The organism is Micromonospora sp. FIMYZ51 (assembly GCF_038246755.1).
Lineage (GTDB): Bacteria > Actinomycetota > Actinomycetes > Mycobacteriales > Micromonosporaceae > Micromonospora.
In genome coordinates this window covers 3,228,842-3,245,762 of record NZ_CP134706.1, presented here as the reverse complement: position 1 = coordinate 3,245,762, position 16,921 = coordinate 3,228,842, and the positions used below count along the sequence as shown (strand labels likewise).

Sequence of the window (16,921 nt, the reverse complement as noted above, 5' to 3'; positions counted from 1 at the left end):
CCTCCCCTGTCGCCCAACCCTGATCCTGGCCGGCATCGCCCGCGGCGGATCAGGTAAGCAGGTATAAGCGGTGGAAGCGGTCCGGGACGTCGAGCGTCCGCACCTGGTGGAAACCCGCCTGCGCGGCGTACGCGCGCACGGTGTCCGCGCGCATCACCGTGCCGGTCCCGGCCGACCGGGGTCCACTCAGGCAGGCGGGCAGGCAGTGCAGCACGCTTGTGGCGTACTGGAACCGCTCGACCTCGTCGGCGGGGGCGGTGAACTCGTCGGCGACCTTGGCGTCCATCACCAGCACCTGACCGCCGGGGGCGCGCATTGCGGCGGCGCTGGCCAGCACCGCCACCGGCTCGGCGAGTTCGTGCAGGGCGTCGAAGACGCAGACGAGATCGAAGTCGCCGGTCTCCGGCGGCGTGGCACAGTCGCGGGCCTCGAAGGTGACCCGGTCGGCCAGGCCGGCCCGGGCCGCGTGCTCGGCCGCGTCCGCGAGCGTCGGCTCGTCCACGTCGAACCCCTGAACCCGGGCGAGCGGATAGGCGGTAGCCAGGGCGATCGCCGCCCAGCCCGCGCCGCAGCCCAGGTCGGCCACCCGGGACGGGGCCCGGCGCAACCGGTCGTGCAGCTCGGGCAGATGCCGGGCGATCCAGCCGACGAGGGAGTGCCGGAACAGCGCCCGGTTCGCCCCGGAGTGGCCGGTACGCCAGTCCTCGCCGAAGGCGGCGTCCGGCACCCCGTCACCGGTGCGGAACGCCTTCAGCAGCTCCGGCAACGCCCCGGCCACCCCGCCGACCGGCAGGATCGCCATCGCCGCCAGCGACAGTGGCGAGTCGGACTCGATAAGCACCTCCCGCTGGCCCGGGCCGAGGGAGTACCGCCGGTCGGGGCCGTCGTCGCAGCCGAGAATCCCGGCGACCGCCTGCTGTTCCAGCCACTCCCGCAGGTAGCGGTGGGCGTAGCCGGTGCGGGCGGCCAGTTCGTCGACCGTGGCCGGGCCGCGTTCGGCCAGCTCGGCGTAGAGCCCGAGCCGGACGCCCAGATACATGGTGAGCAGTTCCTGGGTCGCCAGGCAGGCCAGCCAGAGCCGGACCGCGAAGGCCGCACCGGGCGGCGGGGTGTTCGTCACGACGGGACCGCCTCGATGATCGGGAACATGGTGGTGTCGACGGTGCGCACGACGCGCAGCCCCACACCGGCGCAGAGCTCGGTCAGCTCGTCGACGGTGCGCGCCCGACCACCGAGCATGGCCAGGCTCAACAGGTCGTAGGTCTTGCTGATCCGCAGGTCGGCCCGGTCGGCGACGACCGGTTCGAGCAGCAGCGCCCGGCTGTCCGGCCGCATCGCGGCCCGTACCGTGGCCAGCAACCGGGCGGCGTCCGCGTCCGGCCAGTCGTAGACGACGCGCTTGAGCACGTAGCCGTCCTGCCCGGCCGGCAGGTCGGCGAAGAAATCGGCGGCCAGCACCGTGGCCCGGTCGGCCACCCCGGCCGCAGCGAAGACCTCGGGTGCCTGGCGCGCCACGTGCGGCAGCTCCACAAGCGTGCCGGTCATCCGCCGGTGTCGACGCAGCAACCCGGCCAGGAACGCCCCGTCGCTGCCGCCGACGTCGACCACGCTCGCCAGCTCCCGCCACGGGTAGGCGGGCAGCATCGCCCGCAGCTCCAGCCGGTTACCGGCCCGCTGGATGCGGTCGAACCGGACGCTGTCGTGCGGGTGGGCGGCCAGGTGCTCGTAGTATCCGACCCCGTGCACGTGCGGGAAGGCCGGCTCGCCGGTGCGGACCGTGTGCTCGAAGTGCGCCCACGCCTCGAAGTTCACCGCCATCAGCGGGTACGCGTCGCGCAGCGACAGCGGATGGTCGCCCCGGAACAGCTCCGCCGCCGGGGTCAGGGCGAACACCCTCGGTCGCGGCTCGGCGAAGATCTCCTTGCTGGCCAGTGTCCGCAGCACCCGGGCCAACGTCGGCGCGTGCGCCCCGGTCTCGGCGGCGAGTTCGTCGACCGGTCTCGGCCCGGCCACCAGCAGGTCGGCCACCCGCAGCTCGCAGACCGCCCGAATCGCGAACGGCACGATGTAGTCGGCCAACTCCTGCACCCGCAGCAGCAGGTCCACCATCGCCGGCTGGTCCTGGGCCACGTCGCCTCCCTAGCCGATCCCGGCCGACCGGGTGCCGGCGTCGATCGCGGCGGTGACGGCGGCAAGCACCGCCGCCCGCTGCGGCACGAGGTAGAAATGGTCGCCGGGAAACCGGTGCAGGTGGAACGGGCCGCTGGTCTCCTCGGCCCACTGCGCCATCTCCGCCGGTGTCACCTCCGGATCCTCCGTGCCGGTGAACGCGGTGACCGGGCAGGACAGGACCGGCGCGGGATACCAGGCGTACTCCTCCACCAGCTGGTAATCGGCGCGCAGGATGGGCAGCACCAGATCCCGAAGATGCGGATGCGCCACCACCGCCGGGTCGGTGCCGTTGAGGGAGATCACGTGCTGCCAGAGCTGCGCCGCAGGCGCCTGGTGCAACCGCTGCCGCGCCGCCCGGCGCGGATCGCCGTGACCGGAGACCATCAGGTGGTGCACCGGGTTCCCGCCGGCCGGCAGCCGACGGGCCAGCTCGTAGGCCAGCAGGGCGCCCATGCTGTGTCCGAACAGGGCGACCGGTCCGCCGCCGTCGGCCCGGATCGCGGCACCGATCGCGTCGACGGCGGTCAGCAGGTCGGTCTCGGGGCGCTCGGCGACGCGGTCCAGCCGGCCGGGCAGCTGCACCGCCACCACGTCCACCGCGGGTGCCAGCGCGTGCGCCCACGGCCGGTAGAACACCGCGTTGCCGCCCGCGTGGGCCAGGCAGACCAGGCGCAGCCGGGCGTCCGGGCGCGGCACGAACCGCATCAGCCATCTGCTCGCGCTCATCGCACCGCCTCCGCCGCCCGGGCCAGCGCCGCCACCGCGTCCGGCCCGAGCGGCTGCGACGAGGTGGCGCGTACCAGCTCCGGCGGCCCGAGCCGGGCGGTGATGTCCTGCCACAGCTGGCAGAGGGTCAGGTGGTACTGGCCCCGGGTCAGCGGGTTCTCCCCCGCGTCGATCGCCGAGCGCAGGTCGGCCAGCGCGTACCCGACCCCGTCCGGCCAGGTCTGCCGGAAGATCTGGTGGTAGCTGGGCGTGCCGGCCGGGCCGATCACCCCGGCGCTGGGCAGGTCCAGGTGGGTCCGCGCGGTCGCCGGGCCGGCGAAATGCGGCGCGGCCTGCTCGGAGCGTACGTCGTGCGGGAAGTCGGGCCGTGGCGACCAGATCACCGGGCCGTGCGTACCGACCAGGGTGAGGTTGCCGCCCTCGGTGCCGAGGGTGACCCGGTGCAGCAGGTGGGCGTAGTTGTCCGGGTCGGCCGGGTCCATCTGGTTCTGCACCCGGATGGTGACCGGTGTCCCGCCGATGACACCGTCAAGCGTCCGAAATGGCGCGGTCGCGGTGGCGAGCGCCCGGATCGGCTCCGGCACCGGCGGCGCCGCCGCGAACGCCCACGGGCTGACCCGACCGAGCGCGCTGCCGATGATGTCCAGCAGCGCGTACGCGACCTGGAAACCGCAGGCCGCGTCCACGTACTGGGCGCTCTGGTGGCGCAGCAGTTCCCGGGCGGCGGCGAGGAACCGGCGCACCGGCTCGGTGTGCGTGTAGAAGGGGTTGAGCCGGTACACCACCCCGGCCCGGCGCGCCTGGCGCAGGCAGGCGGCCAACTCGTCGTGGTGCAGCGGATGCTCCTGGAGCACGTGGATGCCCCGGGCCATCAGCCGCTGGGCCAACTGCACGCCGGGGCCACCGAGCAGCCCGCCCCGGATGACCACACACGCCGCGTCCACGTCCGCCGGCACCTGGTCCACGTCGGTGAAGACCGGTACGCCGTACCGGTCGGCGCAGGCCCGGGTGCGTGCGCTGCCCCGGCCGAGCACGCCGGCCAGGACGAGGTCGGAGCGGCCCCGGGCGAACGCCTCCAGGTAGACCTGCCCGAATTTCGACCCGCACACCACCACCCGCAGCGGCGGCCGGTCGGGTGTCTCGCCAGTGGTCACAGTGCACCGTCCTCGGTGGCGTCGTCGGCGCACGGGTCGCCGTCGATCGGCACGGCCGAGACCAGCGCGCCGGCCGCGAGCAGCGCGTCGACGGTGCTGGCCGGGTCGAGCACGAAGCCGGCGTGGTGCACGCCGGCCGGGACCTGCCCGCGCAGCACCACCTCGGCCGCGTACGCGGCGACCTCGCCGGTGATCCGGGACGCGTCCCGGCCGTGGGTGACCAGGCCCCGTACGCGGCCGGTGCGGTCCTCGGCCCGCAGCACCAGGATCTGGTACGCCTCGCCGCCGAACAGGTCCAGCTCGGCGGCCCGGCGCAGCCGGTCCACCGCGCCGTCGGGGTCGCCGCCGGCCGTCAGCGCCCGCACCACGTGCTCCCCGGCGAAGCCGTTGAACCAGTCCAGCGCCGTCAGCTCCAGGTCGCGGGCGATCCGCAGCGCCGCCGCCGGCAGGTACGCGAAGAGGGTCACCGGATCGGGGACGAACGGGACCCGGGCGGTGGTGACCGGAGCGGCCTCGGCGGCGACCACCGCGCCGTCGCGCCACGCGCCACCGGCCACGCCGAAGTCCCCGGCGGTCGCGGCGAGATAGTCGACCGCGGCGGCGGGGCGAACCGGTCCCGGCTGGCGTGCCAGCCGGTCAGCCGGTGCGGCGGCGCCGGCAGGCAGCCGGCGAGATACCGGGGCAGCAGCTCGGACAGGCCCGGGCTGAGCCCGGCCGAGAGCACCGCGCGCCGGTCGCCGCAGACCTCACCGACCGCCTCCGCAAGCGCGGCATCGCCGGCCGCGTCGACGTAGTCCGCGCCGGTCGCGGTCGCGGCAGCCGCCACCCGGGCCCCGATCCGCACCGCCGGGCCGGCGCAGTTCACCACCACCGCACAGCCGTCGCAGAACCGGTGCAGGGTCGCCGGATCGTCGATGTCGACCGGCACCCGGTCGACCGGCGACCCGCCCGGCGGTGCCGGTGGCAGCTCGGCGGGTTTGCGGGCACCGGCCCGTACCGGATGCCCGGCCGTGGCGAGCCGCGCGGTGACCACCCGGCCGACCGCGCCACCGGCGCCGAGCACGCCGATCATCGTGCTGCCGGCGCGGGGTGGTCGAGGACGTCCACGTCGCCGAGGCAGACGCCCTCCCAGAAGGTACGCTGCCGCTGCGCCGCCGACTCGGCGCAGAGCACCGTCAGGTCACCGCTGTAGAGGTCGATCGGGGTACCGTCGGCCACCTCCGGGTCGACCAGGATCAGCCGGTCGAACCGGTCGGCGGTGACCGCGTTCTCCAGGACCATCCGGGCGGCCTGCACCGCGTCGACCGCGCCCGCGCCGACCCCCACCAGGTTCAGCCGCCCCGTGATGGCGGCGGCCTGCTCCGCGTACCCGGGTGGGCCGGCGGCCGGGGCCAGCGCGTACACCGCACCATCGCGACCCAGCCGAGCCACGAGCGCCTCGTCCGGACCGCCCTCGGCCGGCACCAGGGCGTACGCGCTCGCGCCAGCCGGGTCTCCGCCGATCAGGACCGGCCCGGCCGGCGGTGCCGTGACGGCCGGGCCGGGTGGTGGCGGATCGGCGGACCGGGTCCCGTCCAGGCCGGCCCGGAACGCGCGGATCGTGCGCGACTCCATCATCAGCTGCAACAGCTCGTCGAAGAACGCCGACCCCAGCTCGGGAACGGTCTCGATCATCCGGCCGACGAGCTGCGCCGCGCGCAGCGAGTCGCCGCCCAGGGTGAAGAAGTCGTCGTCCGGGCCGACGTGTGCGACCTCCAGCACCTCGGCCCAGAGCGCGGCGATCGGATCCGCCTCCCCGGTCGACTCGTCCGCAGCGCCGGCGGATTGCGGCGGGGCCGCCGGATCCGGCCGACCGAGGCGGGCGTGGCTGCGGGCCAGCGCGGCCCGGTCGACCTTGCCGGTGGCACCGAGCGGGATGCGGTCGGTGAGCACGATGTCGGCCGGCACCATGTAGCCGGGCAGCCGCGCGGACAGGTGCGCGGTCAGCTCGGCCGGGTCGACCTGGGCACGCCCGTCCGGGAAGTCCGCGACGAACAGGTGCATGCCCAGCTCGTACAGGAGCGTGTCGGTCTGCGGCAGCACGGCCCGGACGGTGCCGCCGAGCGCGGTGACCACCTCGGACCACTGCCGCTGGGTGAGGAAGGTGGCGGTGCTGTCCCGGCGCACGTCGGTGAAGTCACCAGCCGCCTCGTCCAGCCGGACCAGGAACTCCAACGACGTCATGATCTGGTAGTGCTCCCGGGTCATCTCCAGGAAGACCAACTGCCCACCGGGTGCGAGCAGTTCCCGCAGCCGACCGGTGGCGCGGGCGGCGTCGGTACTGGCGTGCAGCACGTCACCGGCGAGCACCACGTCGTAGCGGCCCGGCGGCCAGCCGGCCGGGTCGTCGGCGTCCAGGTCGAGCACCGCGAACCGTAGGCCGGCGCGGTCGGCGAACCGCTGCCGGCCCAACCCGAGGAAGTACCCGGACAGGTCGGTGTAGAGGTAGTCCACCGGCCGGTCGCCGAGCGCGGCGAGCACGGCGGCGGTGGTGCCGCCAGCTCCCGCACCGACCTCCAGAATCCGCAGTGGACGGTCGGGGTGCTGGTCGGCGAGCGCGGCCACGATCCGGCCGGCGGCGCGGTTGACCCAGCGGTTGAACAGCGCCTCCTCGTACAGGTTCGCCGCCACGTCCGCGCGGCCACCGGGAAAGAGCAGTGCCAGTGGATCCGCCTCGCCGCGCAGCAGCTGCGGCAGCAGGTCGTTGCTGGCCCGGAAGTACGCCGCCAGCCGTGCCTCGCCGGCCGGCACCAGGCGGTCCACCTCGGCCCAGCGGCTCGCGGTGAGCCCCTCGGGCTGCGGTGCGGCAAGTGCCCAGGCCCGGGGTGCCGCCACCAGCCCGCCGCCATTCATCGCGGGCCCGGCGGGACCGCCGCCTGCGCTGCCCACGGTCTCGGTCAGGATGCCGCCCTCGGTCAGCGTGGCCTCGGTCAGGATGCCGCCCTCGGTCAACGCGGCAAGCCAGCGCCGGACCAGCCGGGCGTGGCGCGGTACGGCACGCAGTTCGGTGAGCACCTCGGCCAGCTCGTGCGCCTGCCCGACCACCCGGAACAGGCCGGCGGCGCGCAGCGTGTCAAGCATCGCGCCGAGCGCGGCGGCGTCGAGCGCCCGGGCGTAGCGTAGGTAGCCGGCCTGGTCCACGTCGGTCAGCACCGCGTCCGCCGCCTCGATGGCCGGCCCGACCGCGGCGGCCACGTCGACCTCGGTGGCCTGCGCCGTCGTCGCCGGCTCGACCACGGCGACCAGGCGCCGGCCCAGCGGCGGTTCGCCGACCGGCACCACGACCGCCGCGCCCACGGCCGGATGGTCGGCAAGCACGCTCTCGATCTCGGCCAGCTCGATCCGGTGGCCACGGATCTTCACCTGCTGGTCCTCGCGACCGAGAAACTCGATCAGCCCGCCCGGCCGGTACCGGCCGAGGTCACCGGTGCGGTAGAGCCGCTCGCCGGTGCCCGGCCGACGCACGAAGCGGGCCGTGGTGCGCTCCGCATCGCCCAGGTAGCCCTCGGCCAACCCGGCACCGCCGATGAACAGCTCACCGGTCACCCAGTCCGGCCGGTCCCGGTACCCCGGATCGAGCACGTGGAAGGTCTGGTTACGCAGCGGAGTGCCGTACGGGATGCTCGGCCAGCCCGGCGGGGCGGCGGCGTCGGGGTGGGCGATCGACCAGATGGCGGCCTCGGTGGCACCGCCCAGCCCGACCACCCGCAGGCCGGGAATCCGGTCACGCACCTCGTCCGGCAGGTTGACCGGGATCCAGTCGCCGGAGAGCAGCGCCAGACGCAGCGCCGGCAGCAGCGCGCCGGGCAACCGCAGGTACTGCGCGAGCATGTGCAGCTGGGCCGGGACCGAGTTCCAGACCGTCACCCGGTGCTCGACGCAGAGCTGCGCCCAGTGGGACGGGTCGTTGTGCCGCTCCGGGTCGGGTACCACCAGCGCGCCGCCCACCGCGAGCAGCCCGAAGATGTCGTAGACGGAGAGGTCGAAGCCGAGGCTGGCGAGCGCGAGCACCCGATCGTGCTCGGTGACGGCGTACCGCTCGTTGATGTCGTCGATGGTGTTCCACGCGGCCCGGTGGCTGACCACCACGCCCTTCGGCGAACCGGTGGAGCCGGAGGTGTAGATGACGTACGCGACGTCATCCGGGGCGACCGGCGGCGCGACGGTGACCGGCCCGGCCGCCGGCAGCCCGCCGACGGCCACGGAGCCCGGCACCGACCCGTCGGACAGCACCCAGCGCACGTCCGCGTCGGCGAGGATGGCGTCCCGACGTGGCTGCGGCTGCCCGGTGTCGATCGGCAGGTAGGCACCACCGGCGAGGAGCGTGCCGAGCACCCCGGCCAGCTGGTCGATCCCCCGGTCCAGGACGACCGCCACCAGGTCGCCGGTGGCCAGGCCCCGGCGGCGCAGCTCGGCGGCGACCCGGTGGGACCGGTCGAGCAGTTCGCCGTACGAGTACGACCGGCCGCCGGCGAACACGGCGGGACGCTGCGGGTCGCGCCGGGCCTGCGCCACGAATCCGTCGGTGAGCCGAGCCTCGGGTAGCCGACCGGCGGTGTCGTTGACCTGGGCCCGTACCGCCGCCTGGGCCGGCGGCAGCCCGACCGGGGTACGCGCGGACCACGCCGAGCCGGCCGCCTGCGCACCGGCATCGGCCGCCAGCGCCCGCAGCAACGCGACGTACGCGGCGAACATGTCGTCGACCAGGCCCTCCGGGAAGACACCCTCCCGTACGTCCCAGTTGGTGGCCAGACAACCGTCGCGCTCGATGTTCTGGCAGTCGATCCAGACCTGCGGCGTCTGGCTCACCCCGGCCCGCAGCTCACCGCCGAGCGCGTCGGCCTGGTCGCCGAGCCCGATCGCGCTGGTGAAGACGATCGGCATCAGCGCGCCGGCCGCACCGCGCCGACGCCCGAGTTCCCGGATCACCTCGATGCCGCTGAACGTCCGGTGGGCCAGGTCCGCCCAGAGCGCCCCCTGGAGACGTACCGCCCGCTCGGCGAAGCTGACCTCGGTGTCGCCGGTGTCCACCCCGAGCAGGCTGACCGAGGTGAAGTCGCCGACCAGCCGGGCGACCTGCGGGTCGTACGGCTTGCGGTCGAGCAGCGTCACCGTGACGCTGAACCGTGGCTGCCGGCTCCACGCCCCGACGACCTCGGTGTACGCGGCAAGCACCGCCGTCGACACGCTGATTCCCGCAGCTCCGGCGGCGGCCCGCAAGGCGGCCGTCTCGGCCCGGTCGAGCACCGTGTCCCAGCGGCGGAAACGCGGTACGCCGTCGCCGGCCGACACGCGCGGCAACTCCGGGGCCGGCGGCAGCTCGTCGATCCGCCCCAGCCAGTAGTCCCGGTCCCGGGTGCGGGTGGCCGGGTCGGTCTGCGCCCGGTCGTGCCGCAGGTAGTCGCGGAACGTGTACGGCAGCTCGGGCAGCCGCTTGCCCACGTAGAGCTGCCAGAGGTCCGACAGCAGCACCTGGATGCTGGCGAAGTCACAGATCAGGAAGTCGATCGAGAGGTGCAGCACGTCACCGGTGGGCGTACGGGTCAGCGCCAGGCCGAACAGCGGCCACTGGCCGGGCCGGTACACCCGGTGGTCGAGGGTGGCCCGGATACCGGCCAGGGCCGCCTCGGCCTGCTCGCCGGTCGCCTCCCGCAGATCGGTCACCGGGACCGGGTAGTGCGGCACCGCCGCCTGCACCCGCTGCGTACCGTCGTCGGCGACGACCGCGCGCAGCATGTCGTGCCGGGCGATCAGCTCGTTCACCGCGGTCTCCAGCCGGTCCGGCTCCAGCTCGGCGAAGCAGATCTCGCCGTACCCGTGGCAGCCGACCCCGCCGAAGGCGAACGCCTCGCCACGTCCCAGCAGGTAGGCGCTCTGCACGTCGGTCAGCGGGAAGGGATCGTGCCGGGTCTGCGGGTCCGCGTCGATGCCGGTCGGGGGTCCGGCGAGCAACTCCAGGATGGCCGGCTTGTGGGCGGTGAGCAGGGCCCGGCGTTCGTCGGTCAGCACCCCCCGGGGGCCACGGAAGCGCAGTTGGCCCTGCTCCTCCCAGAAGTGCATGCCGAGCGCCTCGAGGTCGGCCAGCAGCGTCCGCGCGTCGCTCATCCGCATCCCTTCCGGCGCCGGGCGCCTGCCGTGGTCACAGCACGCCGTCCTCGATGTCGGCCTCGTCGTACTGCTCCGCGACGACGGCGGCGAGCCGCGCGACCGTGGCGGCGTCCATCAGGCGGCGCAGCGCGATCTCCACGCCGAAGCGGCGGTGCAGCTCGGCCACGAGACGGGTGGCGGTGATGCTGTCGCCGCCGATGGCGAAGAAGTTCGTGTCCCGGCCGACGCCGCGCACGTCCAGCAGCCGCTCCCAGAGCCCGGCCAGCTCCTTCTCCAGCGCGGTGGCCGGCCCGTCGTCCGGTGCCGTCTCGGGAGGCTGGACCAGCTCGGCGAGGCGGACCCGGTCCACCTTGCCGTTGCCGGTCAGCGGCAGCGCGTCGAGGAGTACGACCCGCGCCGGGACCGCGTACTCGGGCAGTCGGCGCGCCGCGGCCACGACGACCGCGTCGACGTCGACCGGGGCGGCGGTGGGTTCCGCGACGATCCCGGCGACCAGTTGGCGGGCCGCGCCCTGGCCGGTGACCGCGGCGAGCGCGGCGGCGACACCGGGATGCGTACGCAGCGCCACCTCGACCTCGCCCAGTTCGAGCCGGTGCCCGCCGAGTTTGACCTGCGAGTCGCGGCGGCCGAGAAACTCCAACGTGCCGTCGGCCCAGTAGCGGCCCTGGTCGCCGGTGCGGTACCACCGTTGCCCGTCGACGTTGACGAACTGCCGGGCGGTCCGCTCCGCGTCGTTGCGGTAGCCACGGGCCACACCGGAGCCGCCGATCCACAGTTCGCCGCCGACCCAGTCCGGGCAGTCCCGACCGCGCTCGTCGACGACCCGGAACCGCTGGTTACGCAGCGGGAAGCCGTACGGGATGGAACGCCAGTCGGCCGGTACGCCGGTCACCTCGTAGGCGTTGGACCAGATCGCCGCCTCGGTGGCCCCGCCGAGCGCGATCAGCCGACCGCCGCCGGCCGCGGTGAAGCGTTCGCGCAGGTCGAGCCCGACCCAGTCGCCGGAGACCAGCGCGACCCGCACGCTTGCCAGCCGTTTCCGGGTCGCCGCTGCGGTGACCAGGGCCATGTCCAGCAGCGCCGGCACGGAGTTCCAGATCGTGACGCCGTGCTCGGCGACCGCCCGCAGCCACGCGGTGGGTTCGCTGCGGCGTGCCTCGTCCAGCAGCACCACCGCGCCGCCCACTCCGAGCAGCGCGAAGATGTCGAAGACGGAGAGGTCGAAGTCGAGCGCGGAGACCGCGAGCACCCGGTCGTCGGGGCCGAGGCCGATCCGGGTGACCAGGTCGTCGAGGGTGTTGACGGCGGCCCGATGCTCGATCTCGACGCCCTTCGGGGTGCCGGTGGAGCCGGAGGTGTAGATGACGTAGGCCAGCCCGGCCGGATCGACCGGCACCGGGCCACCGGCAAGCGGCCCGTCCGGGCCGGTGTCGTCGTCGTGCAACGCCAGGGCGGACCAGCCGCCGGCCGTCTCGGCACCGTCGCCGGTGCCGGACAGCGCGCCGCCGGACTCGGGTGTCGCCGCGCCGGGCCCGTCGGGGGCGGTGTCGCCGTCGATGACGACCAGCCGCACGCCCGCGTCGCGGTAGATGTCGTGGCGGCGGGCCGGTGGCGCGGCGAGCCCGACCGGCACGTAGACGCCGCCGGCCGCGAGGATGCCGAGCACGGCCACCACCTGGCCGACGCCCCGACGCAGGGTCACCGCGACCGGGTCGCCCGGGGTCAGGCCGGCGGCGGCGAGTCGGCCGGCGAGGCGCATCGCCCGCGCGGCAAGGTCACCGTACGTCACGCTCTCGGCCGGGCCGGGGCCGAGCAGCGCGAGGCGGTCCGGGTGGGCCTGGGCGGTGGCGAAGAAGTCGGCGTGCAGCGGCCGGTCGGCGCGCTCGGCGTCGGTCGCGTTGACCCCGGTCCGCACCTGCCGCTGCGCCGCCGGCAGCAGCGCCGGCACCGGCACCGACCAGGCCGGCCCGGCGAGCCGGTGGATCAGTTCGACGTACGCGGCGAACATGGCGTCCAGCACGCCGGTGGGGAACAGGTCCTCGACCGCGTCCCAGTTGACCGCCAGCCCGCCGTCCTGCTCCATCACCTGACAGTCCAGCCAGACCTGTGGCGTCTGGGAGATGCCCCAGACCAGGTCCCCGAAGGGAAAGGTCATGCCGGTCAGCTCACCGGAGAGCCCGAGGGCGCTGGTGAACACCACAGGCATGCCGGCCATGGCCCGGCCGGCCCGACGGCCGAGTTCCCGCATCACCCAGATCCCGGAGGCGGCCCGATGCTCCATGTCCGCCCACATCTGCCGCTGCACCCGCCGCACGGTGTCCAGCAGGGCCTCGCCGGCCACCGGGTGGTGGGCGACGAGCAGCAGCGAGGTGAAGTCGCCGAACACCCGGTCGATGTCGGGATGCACGTCACGCCTGTCGAACAGGGTGAGGTTGACGGTAAGGGCCCCGCCGCCGCTCCACCCGGAGAGCGTCTCGGCGTACGCGGTGAGCAGCACCGCGGCCGGGGTCACGCCGGACGCCCGGCACTGGGCCGTGATCGCGCGCCACTGCTCGGGTGCGATCCGCGCCGAGCGGCGGCGGAACACCGGCGCCGCCAGTTGCGCCGGGTCGACCCGCAACGGCAGCTCCGGTGGCCCGGGGATCTGGTCCAACCGCTGCGACCAGTACGCCTCGGCGGCCCGGCGTTCCTCGGCGGGGATCGCCACCCCGGTCACGTAGTCGCGGAAGGTGATGCCCACCGGCGGCAGCGCGGCCTGCGGATCGCGGTAGAGGGTGGCGAGTTCGCCGAAGAACGACACGATGCTGAACGCGTCAAGCGCGATGTAGTCGAAACTGAAGCCGATCCGGGTCTGCCCGTCGGCGCTGCGGGCCCAGATGTGCACCGGTGGTGCGCTGGCCGGGTCGGGGATGCGGGTGGAGGCCGCCGCGCGCAGCGCCGCGAGCGGGGTGTCCGCCGGATGCACGGTGATCGGCTGCCATGGCAGGGTGGGCAGCACCCGCTGCCGGCCGTCCGGCTCGAACACCACCCGCAGCATGTCGTGGCGGCCGATGAGCGTGTTGAACGCCCGCTCCAGCCGCGCGATGTCGACGTCGGTGCCGTCGAACTCCCAGTACCAGTGCGAGCCGACGCCGCCGAGGGCGAACTCGTCGCCGCGTCCCAGCCAGTAGGCCCGCTGCACGTCGGTCGCCGGGAAGGGGTCGAAGCGGTGTTCCGGGTCGGCGGTGAGCGCGGCCGGCGCGGCGACGGCGGTCTCCACGCGCAGCCGTGCGGCGAACTCGGCAAGCGTCGGCCGGGTCAGCAGGTCACTCAGACCGGCACCGACGACCCCGGCGGCCGGCAGCCGGGCGATGATCCGGGTGGCCAGCAGCGAGTCGCCGCCGAGCAGGAAGAAGTTGTCGTCGCGACCGACCTCGGGTACGCCGAGGATGGTCGACCAGACCGTGGCGACCGCCGCCTCGACGGGCCCGCGCGGTGCCGCCACACCGGATGCCCGGCCCGGCTCACCGGTCGGTTCGGCAAGGATCCGGTCCCGGATCGCGGCCCGGTCGAGCTTGCCGTTCGGCGACAGCGGCAACTGCGGCCGGATCTCGATTCTCACCGGCACCATCGCCGCCGGGAGCCGATCGGCGACGAAGTCCCGCAGCTCGCCGGGGTCCACCGCGTCGGCGGCGACGGCCGCGGCCAGCCGGGTGGTGGTGCCGCTGAGCACGCACGCGACCGCCAGACGCACCTCCGGGTGCGCCAGCAGCGCCGCCTCCACCTCGCCGAGGTCGATCCGGTGCCCGAGGATCTTCACCTGCTGGTCGGTGCGGCCAAGCACCTCGATGGTGCCGTCCGGCCAGTAGCGGGCCAGGTCGCCGGTGCGGTACCAGCGCTGGCCGGCCCGGGTGACGAACCGGCTGGCCGTACGGGCCGGGTCACCGAGGTAACCGTCGGCAAGCGAGACACCGCCGATCCACAGCTCACCGGTGACCAGGTCGGGCCGGTCGTCGCCGCGCACATCGGTCACCGTGCAGCGCACGTTCGGCAGGGGCACCCCGTACGGCACCGAGCGCCAGTGGCCGGGCGACACGGCCACCTCGCAGACGGTGGAGTGGATCGCCGCCTCGGTGGTGCCGCCGAGACCGGCGAACCGGGCACCCGGGAAGCGGCCGGTGAACCGCTCGGGCAGGCGCGGATCGACCCAGTCGCCGCCGACGATCGCCAGGCGCGGGGAGTCGCCGAGGTCGGCCGGCACGGTGAGCAGCATGTCCAGCAGGGCGGGCACGGACTGCCAGACCGTGACGCCGTGCCGCCGCACAAGTGCCGCCCACGCCTCGGGTGCCCGCCGCTCGGTTTCGCCGACAAGCACCACCGCCCCACCCGCGCCGAGCAACCCGAAGATGTCGTACACGGACAGGTCGAAGTCGAGCGCCGACACCGCGAGCACCCGGTCGGCGGGACCGATGCCGAACCGCTTGTTGAGCGCCTCGATGGTGTTGGCCGCGGCCCGGTGGCTGACCACCACGCCCTTCGGGGTGCCGGTCGAGCCGGAGGTGAAGATGACGTAGGCGGGCTGTGCCGGATCCGGGACGACCGGCCGGTCGAGTGGGCGGCCGGCGGCCACCGCAGCGGCCGGATCGACCACCGGCACCGGGAGCGTGCTGCCGGTCGCCGCCACGGCGACGCGTACCCCGGCGTCGGTGAGGATGCGGTCCCGGCGCCGGGCCGGCTGGTCCGGACCGACCGGCACGTAGGTGGCTCCGGCGGCCAGCACGCCGAGCACCGCGACCACCTGGTCCGGCCCCTTCGGCAGGCAGACCGCGACCAGGTCACCGGCGGTGACGCCGTGCTCGACCAGTCGCGCCGCGACGCACCGGGCCCGGTGCGTCAGTTCGCCCCGGCTCATCCGGCCGTCGTCGCCCCAGAGCAGCGCGGGGCCGTCAGGTTCGTTTGCCGCCCGCGCGAAGACCGGCGCGTGGATCGGGTCCGCCGGCACCGGAGCCGCCGTGTCGTTGACCCGGTGGCGTACCTCCCGTTGGGCCGCCGGAAGCAGCCCGTCGACCGGTACGGTCCAGCTCTCCGGCCGGTCGGTGAGCCGCGCCAGCAGGGCGGTGTAGGCCGCGAACATCGCGGTCAGCACCCCGTCGGCGAACTGGCGCTCGGCCGAGTCCCAGTTGACGAAGAGGCCGCCCTCACGCTCGGTGACCTGCACGTCGAGCCAGACCTGCGGGGTCTGCGACATGGTGTAGCCGGGACGCCCGAAGCACTGCCGTACGTCGTCGGCGAAGAGTTCGCCGAGGCTGAGCGCGCTGGTGAAGACGACCGGGGCGAGGACCGGGGTGCCGGCCCGCCGGGACAGCTCGCGCAGCACGTCGACGCCGGTGAAGGCGGCGTGCTGGATGTCCGCGCGCAGCCGCTCCTGCACCGCGCGGGCCCGCTGCACGAATGTCGCCGGCTCGGTGGCGTCCGCCTCCAGCAGCACCAGGTTGGTGAAGTCGCCGACCAGGTCACCGACCTCGGGGTGCACCTCCTCGCGGTTGTAGAGCGGGATGTTCACCAGGAAGTTCGGCTGTTCGCTCCAGGCGGCGAGGACCTCCACGAACGCGGTCAGGAACACGATGGAGAGGGTGAGGCCGTGCCCCCGGGCGTGCCCACCGAGGGTCTGCCAGCCGTCGGCGTCGATCCAGTGACCGCGCCGCATGGACGCCGGCCCGTCGGTGGCGTGCTCCGAAAGCGGCAGTTGCGGCCCGGCCGGCATCGTGTCGAGCCGGGCCAGCCAGTAGTCCCGGACCCGGTCCCGTTCGGCTGCCCGCCGGGGCGCGACGTCGGTGAGGTACCGCTGGTAGTCGTAGTTGAGCGGCGGCAGGGGCTGGTCCTGCCGGTAGAGCTGGGCGAGGTCGCGCAGCAGGATCCGGAAGCTCTCCGCGTCGGCGACGAGCATCTCGATGTGCAGGTGGATGCGGCACGCGCCGCCAGGCAGCAGCGACAGGGCGAGGGTCAGCACCTCACCGCGCTCGACCGCCAGCCGCGCGTGCGACATGCGGTCGCGGATCTCCGCCAGCCGCTGGTCCAGTTCCGGGCCGTCGAGGGCACGCAGGTCGTGCACGGTCAGCCCGGGCCAGCGACCGTCCGGGTCGATCTGCTGCCGGCCGTCGTCGAGGAACCGGGCCCGCAGCATGGCGTGCCGTGCGGTCAGCGCCCGGCAGGCCCGGTCGAGGCGCTCCGGGTCCACCCCGGCGCCGTCGAACTCGTTGTAGAAGTGGGCACCGACGCCACCGAGCACCTGCCCGTCGCCCCGACCGACCCAGTACGCGTGCTGCATCGTGGAGAGCGCGAACGGCTCGCCACTCGGCGCGGTCGTGGCCGGGGCGGGCGCGGTCGCACTCGTGGTCGGAACGGCCGTGGGCGGCGCGGTTGCGGGCGGCGCGGTTGCGGGCGACTGGGTCGCGGGCGGCGCGGACGGCTTGTCGAAGACGAGAGCCGCCCATTCGGCGAGCGTGCGTCGCTCGATCAGCTCGGCGAAGGTCGCCCCCGGGCCGTAGCGGCGCCAGCGGTTGGCCAGGCGCATCACGCCGATCGAGTCGAGGCCCAGGTAGAGCAGGTCGTCGTGATCACCCACCTGCTCCGGCGGGATCGCCAGGTGGGTGGCGATGTCGGCGCGAAGAGTGTCGATGTCGGCAGGATCGGCGGCGGGGTTCGCGCTGCTCGCGGTCATCCAGTCCGCTCCACGATTCGAC

Annotated in this window: 8 protein-coding genes; all 8 read right to left on the bottom strand. The window is 74.4% G+C overall.

The window, feature by feature from the left end; all coding sequences use genetic code 11:
* Positions 1–49: 49 nt before the first annotated feature.
* The 8 genes from QQG74_RS14680 to QQG74_RS14645 are packed head-to-tail and all read right to left on the bottom strand — an operon-like array spanning position 50 to position 16,899.
* Positions 50–1,120, bottom strand: coding sequence for a class I SAM-dependent methyltransferase (locus QQG74_RS14680; RefSeq protein ID WP_341720843.1), 1,071 nt, complete (start codon positions 1,118–1,120; stop codon positions 50–52).
* The gene (locus tag QQG74_RS14675) at positions 1,117–2,130 is read right to left on the bottom strand and encodes a methyltransferase (protein WP_341720842.1); all 1,014 of its coding nucleotides are present in this window, start codon (positions 2,128–2,130) and stop codon (positions 1,117–1,119) included. The genes QQG74_RS14680 and QQG74_RS14675 overlap by 4 nt, the downstream gene beginning before the upstream one ends.
* A 9-nt stretch (positions 2,131–2,139) precedes the next feature.
* A complete protein-coding gene (locus QQG74_RS14670; RefSeq protein WP_341720841.1) occupies positions 2,140–2,898 on the bottom strand; it encodes an alpha/beta fold hydrolase in 759 nt (252 codons plus the stop codon).
* Positions 2,895–4,052 carry a Gfo/Idh/MocA family oxidoreductase gene (locus QQG74_RS14665; RefSeq protein ID WP_341720840.1) on the bottom strand — a complete coding sequence of 386 codons (1,158 nt, stop codon included), beginning with the start codon at positions 4,050–4,052 and terminating at the stop codon, positions 2,895–2,897. Before QQG74_RS14665 ends, QQG74_RS14670 begins: the two co-directional genes overlap by 4 nt.
* Complete coding sequence (locus tag QQG74_RS14660; protein ID WP_341720839.1) at positions 4,049–4,609, bottom strand: hypothetical protein; 561 nt, start codon at positions 4,607–4,609, stop codon at positions 4,049–4,051. Before QQG74_RS14660 ends, QQG74_RS14665 begins: the two co-directional genes overlap by 4 nt.
* A complete protein-coding gene (locus tag QQG74_RS14655; protein WP_341720838.1) occupies positions 4,516–5,115 on the bottom strand; it encodes an NAD(P)H-binding protein in 600 nt (199 codons plus the stop codon). The genes QQG74_RS14660 and QQG74_RS14655 overlap by 94 nt, the downstream gene beginning before the upstream one ends.
* 5 nt (positions 5,116–5,120) lie before the next feature.
* Entirely contained in the window at positions 5,121–10,196 is a 5,076-nt protein-coding gene (locus QQG74_RS14650; protein ID WP_341720837.1) for an amino acid adenylation domain-containing protein, read from the bottom strand.
* 34 nt (positions 10,197–10,230) lie between these two features.
* Positions 10,231–16,899, bottom strand: a complete 6,669-nt coding sequence (locus QQG74_RS14645) for an amino acid adenylation domain-containing protein (RefSeq protein WP_341720836.1) — start codon at positions 16,897–16,899, stop codon at positions 10,231–10,233.
* Positions 16,900–16,921: the final 22 nt, after the last annotated feature.

What these genes read in the sequence shown, in the direction of transcription:
- QQG74_RS14670 (WP_341720841.1), bottom strand. Translation starts at nt 2,898, where the DNA reads ATGAGCGCGAGCAGATGGCTGATGCGGTTCGTGCCGCGCCCGGACGCC.
- QQG74_RS14645 (WP_341720836.1), bottom strand. Translation starts at nt 16,899, where the DNA reads ATGACCGCGAGCAGCGCGAACCCCGCCGCCGATCCTGCCGACATCGAC.
- QQG74_RS14650 (WP_341720837.1), bottom strand. Translation starts at nt 10,196, where the DNA reads ATGAGCGACGCGCGGACGCTGCTGGCCGACCTCGAGGCGCTCGGCATG.